The following is a 3,837-nucleotide window of genomic DNA, read 5'->3' on the forward strand; positions in this document are numbered from 1 at the left end:
GCCCACCGCCCTGCTGCGCTTCCAGCTCTTCGGCGCGGGCTTCCCAGTAAGCAATGCGTGCGTCCAGGTTCTTGATGCGGAGAGCCAACTGGTCGCGCTTGAGAAAGCTCACTGTCGAAGCACGCTGGCCACGCACGGAGTCGCGAACACTCCGCGTGCAGTCAGCCATCGAACGCGCGAACTCGACCGCCGTCAGCTCTTTGCCCTTCAGTGCTGCCGGAGTTGCCTGCAGCGACTTCAGCACCAGCGGGTGCTTGGCTCCGTACGACATCACTGCACCCCGGCTTCGGCAGCGGCACGCGCGTGCTGGGCGACCTGCGCGAGCTGTGCCTGCGCATCGCCGCAGGCGGCCGCAATCTCTGCAGCCTCGTTTGCCGTAATGCGGCCGTCGTCGATCGCCTCGCCGATGATCTGCGACAGCTTCCCCTTCGCGGACGACGCGGAAAGCAGCGCAGCCAGCATGCTGCCGCTGGTCGGCGCCTCGGTGCGCGTCAGCGTGTAGCCGTGCTCCGCGGCCAGCGCATGCAGGATGCGGTCGTCGCCGGTCACACCCATGATCTGGCTGGCCTCGGCCAGGGTCAGGTGGTGCGTGGTCGTGTTTGGGTTGACCTTGCTGCGCAGCACCGCGTCGGACATGGCGCGCTCGCGGCCATCGTCCTTCGTGGTGATCAGGCGGGTGGCCAGCGCCACGCTACCGCCCGGGTAGGCGTGAACGGTGTGGTATGCGGCATCGGTAATGTTCATCGGGTTTCGACCTGAACGTGGTTTCGAGTGACGGCGGCCGGCAAGATCACGGCCATGGAGAACAACTGCACGGGAACTGCGCCGGCCCTAGCCGGGACGCATCAAGAAGGCGTCGCCCTCAGCGCGGTACGCTGGTGCCCCCACGGCCCCAACGACTGCCCGCAAGGAGGGCGACATGGACGAAACGCAAGCGCTACGCGCGGAACTCAAGGACCTGCGCGAGATGGTCGACATCCTGATGGGCCGCTTAAATGGCCTGCACCAAGTGGTCCAGCAGTTCGCACTCGACAGAGAGAACCCGACCGAAGTGCTCATGCGGCACCTCGCCGACGCAGCAGAGCGCTCAGCAGCAGACATGCTGCAATCACCGCTATCGGACGCAACGAGAGACGAGCACTTGCGCGTTTGTCGCGAAATCGTGGGTTTTTTGAACAACGCTCGGCTGCAGCTGCAGAAGGACTCTGGCCTGCAGCCACCACTCGAGCGCGGTCTGCCCGGAATGAAGTAGCGCCCAACACCTTCATGCCGGTGCAGACACCGCTCTCGTATGCAAACGTCACGAGAGCGGGATTCTTTATTGCTGCCCTTAGCTCGTCTTCCGTGAAGCGCGCCATGTCAGGCCACCTCGACCGGCACGATGCGGTCGGCGTCGCAGTCAGCCGGCGCCTTGCGCGCCTCGACGGCGGGAGGAGCCAGCAGAGCCAAGATCGAGGGCAGCGCAGGCAGCTGCTCGTCGTCGCCCCAGGCTTCGACCTGTTCGCGCGGCAGCTTCAGCACCACGGCCAAGCCTACGTCGTTCGCGAGGCCGAGCTTTTCGCGCAGCGCGCGCTTGCTGGTGTCGGCGTTGATATGACCGGTTTGTGTTGCCAAGTCGGCCGCAGCTGGAATCGGATCAGGGCCAAAAATGTCGGGCCGCAGCTCGTGCTTGCTGATGCCCGTAACCGACTCGATAGAACGAACACGCTCAACGGGAATGCGACCGCGCGACTTCCACTCGCTGATGGAAGCCGAGCGAATGCCCAATTGGCTAGCCAAGTTCTGTTGCGAACCGGCGACGACGATTGCTTTCTGCAGTGGGGTTTGGCTGTCCATGCCAGCCATATTAGGTGCAACCTAATAAACAAGCAACAGGGCAAACCTAATATTTCTGAAGGCATCATTTAGGCTATGCCTAAGAGACCCCCCGACAAGGACGCGCCGGAATTTGGCCGGCGCCTTGTAGAGCTTCTATCGAACCACGACGTGCCGCGGCGTGGCGCGGGCGCCTATTTGCAGCGCCAATACAAGGTATCGAACGTAACGGCCAACGACTGGCTGAATGGCAAGTTTCGTCCGGAGATCGACACGGCACGGCGTATCGCGGCAGATCACGGGGTGAGCTTCGACCAGCTTTACTTTGGGTCTGGCAACCAACCGGATGTGGACGAGGACTATGCGGACGTTACCGGCTGGTCGCAGGCAGTGGGCCTGGGCGCCGGCGCCGAGGCGCAGGAGTACGCCGAGACCCACAGCCTCAAGTTCAAGAAAACCAGCCTCCGCCGCCGCGGCCTACTCGGGCGCGACCTGGCCGTCTACTACGGCAAGGGCGACAGCATGGAGCCGACCATCCAGGACGGCGACGCCATCCTGTTCGACACCACGGACACCCGCCCTGTCGACGGCAGCCTCTACGTCATCCAGCTCGACGGCATGGCCAACCCCGAGTACTACGTCAAGCGCGCCCTCGTGCTCGAGGCCGGCGTCTACTTCCAGAGCGACAACCCCGCCGGCGACCACCAGTGGCGCAAGCCAAAGCCCATGGTCTCCAAGAAGCACCCGATCACCATCATCGGCCGTGTCCACTGGGTAGGCGGCTGGCGTGACTGACGGAGCCCTTGATTTACGCTGGGCGGCGCCGATATGTAGGGGTCAGGTGGAAACCGGCCGACGAAGTAATTGTCGGTAGAAGGTACCGCTTCACGCTTTGCAACTATTTTTTAGTTACACTCTACCTACCGACAGGATGCGGCATGGGGAAGCACGACAAAACGCTGGCAAAGATGTGCAGGAAGCCGACCCCATCCGACGTCAAGTGGGATGATCTACAGGCAGCCCTCCTTCACCTCGGATACGAGCTGATCAAGGGCAACGGTTCCAGACGAAAATTTTTCCATCGAGAGAAGAATCGACTGATTAACTGCCACGAGCCCCACCCGCAGCCAGAGGTGGATAAGGGCTGCATAAACGACATTGTGGAACACCTTAGGATGAATGGCTTCTTAGAGGCTGAAGCAAAATGAACATACTGAAGTACAAGGGATACGACGGAACGGCGGAACTTGTATTGGATAAGGGCGTGTGTCGCGGCAAGATCTTGTTCATCGATGACCTTGTGACGTACGAAACCGCTGACATGAAGCAGATCGAGGCGGAGTTTCGAGCGGCTGTCGACGATTACATTGAGACCTGTAAGGAACTCAACCGAGACCCGCTGAAGCCACTAAGCGGGACATTCAACGTACGGGTGGAACCCGAGCTTCACCGTGAGGCAAAGCTGCGAGCGATAGACGACGGCGTGAGCCTGAACGAAGTTGTTGCACGCGCAATCCATTGCTACCTGCACGGCGACAGCCGCGTTACCAATCATCACAGCCACAACTACGTTGTTTATTCGCCTGAACAGCATTTCGATACATATTCAGCAGTAGTGGCTGCTGATGAGCTCTACAGAGGAGCTATCAGCCGTGTCGTCCAATAGAGAGACAAGCAACCCGCTCGAGTTGCCAGACAATATGGCCACTCGCATGTACCCACTGCAGGAGTTGGCGAGCATAATCGCCGACCAATGTGAGCTTTCCGCAGGCAAGTACGCGCTGGTGGTGGAGTACAAGCTGGGAAACTCGATCATCCAATCTGAGGCTGAGGAAGGTCAGAAAGAATCTTTTCCAGCAATGTCGATCGGGATCGGGGGCATTGGACTGCGCGCGACCTCGTCAGACGGGAAGCTCACTATCGACTACCCTGGGAAGGCGAAAAAGCGTTCGATTAAGAAAGCGCGATCAGCGCCCTAGCGCTTGTTAACCCCGCTCCGGCGGGGTTTTTGCTTTGTGGGGT

General features: G+C 60.6%; 8 protein-coding genes. 5 read left to right on the plus strand and 3 right to left on the minus strand.

The window, feature by feature from the left end:
* A partial coding sequence (locus J7396_RS21730; RefSeq protein ID WP_209262112.1) for a hypothetical protein occupies positions 1 to 271 on the minus strand: 271 nt, incomplete at its 3' end.
* A complete protein-coding gene (locus tag J7396_RS21735; RefSeq protein ID WP_046931989.1) occupies positions 271 to 744 on the minus strand; it encodes a phage regulatory CII family protein in 474 nt (157 codons plus the stop codon). The genes J7396_RS21730 and J7396_RS21735, both read right to left, overlap by 1 nt.
* 175 nt (positions 745 to 919) lie before the next feature.
* Here J7396_RS21735 and J7396_RS21740 point away from each other — a divergent pair, with 175 nt between their 5' ends.
* The gene (locus J7396_RS21740; RefSeq protein WP_046933441.1) at positions 920 to 1,252 is read left to right on the plus strand and encodes a hypothetical protein; all 333 of its coding nucleotides are present in this window, start codon (positions 920 to 922) and stop codon (positions 1,250 to 1,252) included.
* Positions 1,253 to 1,359: 107 nt separating this feature from the next.
* On the opposite strand, the gene J7396_RS21745 is transcribed toward J7396_RS21740, so the two are convergent.
* The gene (locus J7396_RS21745) at positions 1,360 to 1,836 is read right to left on the minus strand and encodes a YdaS family helix-turn-helix protein (protein ID WP_080948148.1); all 477 of its coding nucleotides are present in this window, start codon (positions 1,834 to 1,836) and stop codon (positions 1,360 to 1,362) included.
* Positions 1,837 to 1,911: 75 nt separating this feature from the next.
* Between J7396_RS21745 and J7396_RS21750 the strand changes: the two genes are divergently transcribed.
* The 4 genes from J7396_RS21750 (at position 1,912) to J7396_RS21765 (ending at position 3,794) form a co-directional block, all read left to right on the plus strand.
* A complete protein-coding gene (locus J7396_RS21750; RefSeq protein ID WP_209262113.1) occupies positions 1,912 to 2,610 on the plus strand; it encodes a S24 family peptidase in 699 nt (232 codons plus the stop codon).
* A 143-nt stretch (positions 2,611 to 2,753) separates the two neighbouring features.
* On the plus strand, positions 2,754 to 3,023 hold the full coding sequence (locus J7396_RS21755) for a type II toxin-antitoxin system HicA family toxin (RefSeq protein ID WP_209262114.1): 270 nt from the start codon (positions 2,754 to 2,756) through the stop codon (positions 3,021 to 3,023).
* Positions 3,020 to 3,481 carry a type II toxin-antitoxin system HicB family antitoxin gene (locus J7396_RS21760; RefSeq protein ID WP_209262115.1) on the plus strand — a complete coding sequence of 154 codons (462 nt, stop codon included), beginning with the start codon at positions 3,020 to 3,022 and terminating at the stop codon, positions 3,479 to 3,481. The genes J7396_RS21755 and J7396_RS21760 overlap by 4 nt, the downstream gene beginning before the upstream one ends.
* Positions 3,468 to 3,794: a hypothetical protein gene (locus tag J7396_RS21765; protein ID WP_209262116.1), complete on the plus strand. Its 327-nt coding sequence runs from the start codon at positions 3,468 to 3,470 to the stop codon at positions 3,792 to 3,794. Before J7396_RS21760 ends, J7396_RS21765 begins: the two co-directional genes overlap by 14 nt.
* Positions 3,795 to 3,837 lie beyond the last annotated feature (43 nt).

The organism is Xanthomonas sp. A1809, assembly GCF_017746015.1.
Taxonomy (GTDB): domain Bacteria; phylum Pseudomonadota; class Gammaproteobacteria; order Xanthomonadales; family Xanthomonadaceae; genus Xanthomonas; species Xanthomonas euvesicatoria.

Coding starts and splice junctions, on each gene's coding strand:
- J7396_RS21740 (WP_046933441.1), top strand. CDS start 920: ATGGACGAAACGCAAGCGCTACGCGCGGAACTCAAGGACCTGCGCGAG.
- J7396_RS21745 (WP_080948148.1), bottom strand. CDS start 1,836: ATGGACAGCCAAACCCCACTGCAGAAAGCAATCGTCGTCGCCGGTTCG.
- J7396_RS21760 (WP_209262115.1), top strand. CDS start 3,020: ATGAACATACTGAAGTACAAGGGATACGACGGAACGGCGGAACTTGTA.
- J7396_RS21755 (WP_209262114.1), top strand. CDS start 2,754: ATGGGGAAGCACGACAAAACGCTGGCAAAGATGTGCAGGAAGCCGACC.
- J7396_RS21735 (WP_046931989.1), bottom strand. CDS start 744: ATGAACATTACCGATGCCGCATACCACACCGTTCACGCCTACCCGGGC.
- J7396_RS21750 (WP_209262113.1), top strand. CDS start 1,912: ATGCCTAAGAGACCCCCCGACAAGGACGCGCCGGAATTTGGCCGGCGC.